The sequence below is a fragment of the Deinococcus sp. genome, assembly GCF_018260405.1.
Lineage (GTDB): Bacteria > Deinococcota > Deinococci > Deinococcales > Deinococcaceae > Deinococcus.
The window spans coordinates 1-2,818 of the sequence record NZ_JAGLBG010000171.1 but is presented as its reverse complement, the minus strand read 5'-3'; the positions used below and the strand labels follow the sequence as shown (position 1 = coordinate 2,818).

Here is a 2,818-nt window from a genome sequence, read left to right as displayed (position 1 = left end):
GGTGCCGACCAGCGCCGAGTCGCAGCGCCTGAACAAGTACGACGGCCCCGCGATCATCATGGCGGGCAACGGCATGATGACCGGCGGGCGCATTCAGCATCACCTCAAGCACAACCTCTGGAAGCCCAGCACCAATCTGATTATCGTCAGTTATCAGTCCCCGACCAGTCTGGGCGGCAGAATCGTGGCGGGGGCCGATTCGGTGCGGATCATGGGTGAAGACATCGCGGTGCGGGCTAAGGTGCATACCATCGGCGGATTCTCGGCCCACGCCGACCAAGACGACCTGCTGGCCTTTTTGAGTACCACCGGCAATCCACACGTTTGGCTGGTTCACGGTGAAGTGGGCGTGATGGCTGAGTTCGTGCCGGTACTCGCGGGCAAAGGCCTCAAGGGCGACATCGTGCCGAATCACCAGACGGTGGAACTGCTCGGCCCTGGGTTCAAGGACGGCAAACCGGACGGGCTGGTCATTCCCACTGCGCCGCGCGACGTCGCCAAGGCCGAAGGCGGCGAGTAACCCTCCAGCAAGCCTGAAACTGACAAGCTTGAAACCGGCAGACTTGAAATCTGCGCCGCCTCGATCCGTGTAATAGCTGCCTAGTCTTTTGTAGAGCTGGTTCGCCAGTCTTACAGCGTTAAACTGCGTTTATGTGGTCTTCCCAGCGGGCGGCGAATGTTCCGGGCAGTGTGTTCTCCCTGATGGACGCCGCCAAGTCGCGGGCACTGGGCCGGGGCTTTGATATCATTGACCTTAGCATCGGCAGCAGCGACCTGCACCCGCCCCAAGCCGTGCTGGAGGTGCTGCGGGAGGCGGTTCTTGACCCGGCCACCTACCGCTACCCCCTTTTTTCGGATACAGCTCCGCTGCGCGACGCGGCGGCCAGCTACATGCAGCGCCGTTTCGGGGTGGGCCTGAACGCCGGTACCGAACTTCTGCCGCTGATCGGGGCGCAGGAGGGGCTGGCTCACCTGCTGCTGGCCGTGACCGATCCGGGCGATACCTTGTTGCTTCCCGACCCGTGTTACCCCCCTTACTGGGGCGCGGCAGCCGTTGCCGGGCTGAACGTGGTCACGGTGCCACTGCTGCCGGAAAACGGTTTTCTTCCTGATCTGAATGCCTTAAATCTGGAAGTCAGACCGCGCGTCTTATTGCTCAATTACCCCAACAACCCGACCTCGGCAGTGGCCGACCTCCAGTTTTTTCAGCAGGCGGCGGCCTGGTGCCGCGAACAGGGCACGCTCCTCATTCACGATCACCCCTACGCCGACCTGACTTTTGGCGATTACCGTGCGCCCAGCGCCCTGCAAACGGGTCTGTCCGGCGTGGTCGAACTGCATTCGCTTTCCAAAACCCACCACATGGGCGGCTTCCGCGTGGGTTTTGCTGCTGGGGACGCCGGAGCCATCGCTGCCCTGGCCCGCGTTAAGGGAGCCACCGATTTTCACCCGTACCTGGGGATTCAGCGGCCCGCCGCCCTTGCCCTCAGCCTGCTGGACGAAGTAGGACGCGCCGGAGCAGACACGTTCCAAACCCGCCGGGACGCTCTGGTGCCTGCCCTGCGAAGCATCGGCTGGGAAGTCCAGTGGCCGGAAGCCAGCATGTATGCCTGGGCCAGGGTGCCGGGCCTAACCGACAGTGTGCAGTTCGCGGTGCAGGCCGCCGAGCAGACTGGGGTGCTGGTCAGTCCTGGTCGGGCGTTCGGCGCACAAGGAGAAGGGTTTGTGCGCTTTGCCCTGGTTCACCCCCCGGAAGTGTTACAGGCCGCCGCTGAGCGTCTGCGCCGTTTCGGTGAGGCCGGTGGCGGGCGCTAAGCCTTACAGTTTGCCCGCGTCCAGTGCGGCCAGCACCAATCCCACGATCAGCAGCACGCCGCCGATTGGTGTGATCGCGCCCAGCATTTTTACCCCGGTCAGCGACAGGAGGTAAAGCGACCCACTGAAAATAAGGGCCCCGGAAAGCAAGAAGGCTGGAGCGCGGGTCTGTCCGGCCTGGGTGCCCAGAATCATTAGGGCCAGCGCCGCGTACATCTGATACCGCACCCCGGTTTCAAAGTTGGCAAGCATGTGCGGGTCAAGTCTGCTTTTCAGGGCGTGTGCCCCGAAAGCGCCCAGGGCGACGGCAAGGGCAGCCAGAAAAGCCCCAGTTTGCATGGCATTGAATCTCATAGGCTCAGGCTAGTAGCCCTGAGGCAATAAACAAGGGACGTTTGCTCTGCGTGTTAGCGGGTCTTCTTAGACGGTCAAAGCGGTCAATGATCGTTTTCAAGCGCTTCTCGTAGCCACGTTTGGAACTCAGGCAACGCCCGGTCAAAAGGCAGCGCGAAGATTTCGGGCACCTCATAGGTATGCAGTTCCTTTAGGCGCTTTTCCAGGTCGGGATATTTTTCGCCCGTGGTCTTGATCAGCAGCAGCACTTCCGGGTCTTCGGCAATTTCGCCTTCCCAGCGGTACACGCTTTGCACGCCTGGCAGGATATTGACGCAACCAGCCAAGCGCTCCGCAACTATGGTGCGGGCCATTTCCGGCGCACGTTCGGGAGGAACCGTAACCAGCACGACGAGTGACATATGCCTACACCATACTCCACTTGCCTGCCGCTAAATTCGGTTGCTGCCAACCTTTCAGCCCCCTGCATACACCGGATTGAATGACGTCCAGGTCAGCGTTTTTCTCTTTCTAGGCCTTTGGCCACAAGCTGCGTTAAGAGGATGTGGGTTCGCAGGGGTTGACAGAATTTACGTGGGCCTGTATTGTTTCTGAGCCTCGGTTGAGGCGCGATGCATGACAACGAAGCGTGAACGAGATACGAGATGAT

At 61.1% G+C, this 2,818-nt stretch carries 4 protein-coding genes; 2 read left to right on the top strand and 2 right to left on the bottom strand.

The window, feature by feature from the left end; genetic code table 11:
* A partial coding sequence (locus QZ269_RS12650; RefSeq protein ID WP_291427058.1) for an MBL fold metallo-hydrolase occupies positions 1 to 520 on the top strand: 520 nt, incomplete at its 5' end.
* Positions 521 to 651: 131 nt separating this feature from the next.
* A complete protein-coding gene (locus tag QZ269_RS12645; RefSeq protein WP_291427057.1) occupies positions 652 to 1,815 on the top strand; it encodes an aminotransferase class I/II-fold pyridoxal phosphate-dependent enzyme in 1,164 nt (387 codons plus the stop codon).
* A 3-nt stretch (positions 1,816 to 1,818) separates the two neighbouring features.
* On the opposite strand, the gene QZ269_RS12640 is transcribed toward QZ269_RS12645, so the two are convergent.
* Positions 1,819 to 2,169 carry a DUF423 domain-containing protein gene (locus tag QZ269_RS12640; protein WP_291427056.1) on the bottom strand — a complete coding sequence of 117 codons (351 nt, stop codon included), beginning with the start codon at positions 2,167 to 2,169 and terminating at the stop codon, positions 1,819 to 1,821.
* A gap of 83 nt (positions 2,170 to 2,252) precedes the next feature.
* Positions 2,253 to 2,570, bottom strand: a complete 318-nt coding sequence (gene cutA / locus QZ269_RS12635; RefSeq protein ID WP_291427055.1) for a divalent-cation tolerance protein CutA — start codon at positions 2,568 to 2,570, stop codon at positions 2,253 to 2,255.
* Positions 2,571 to 2,818 lie beyond the last annotated feature (248 nt).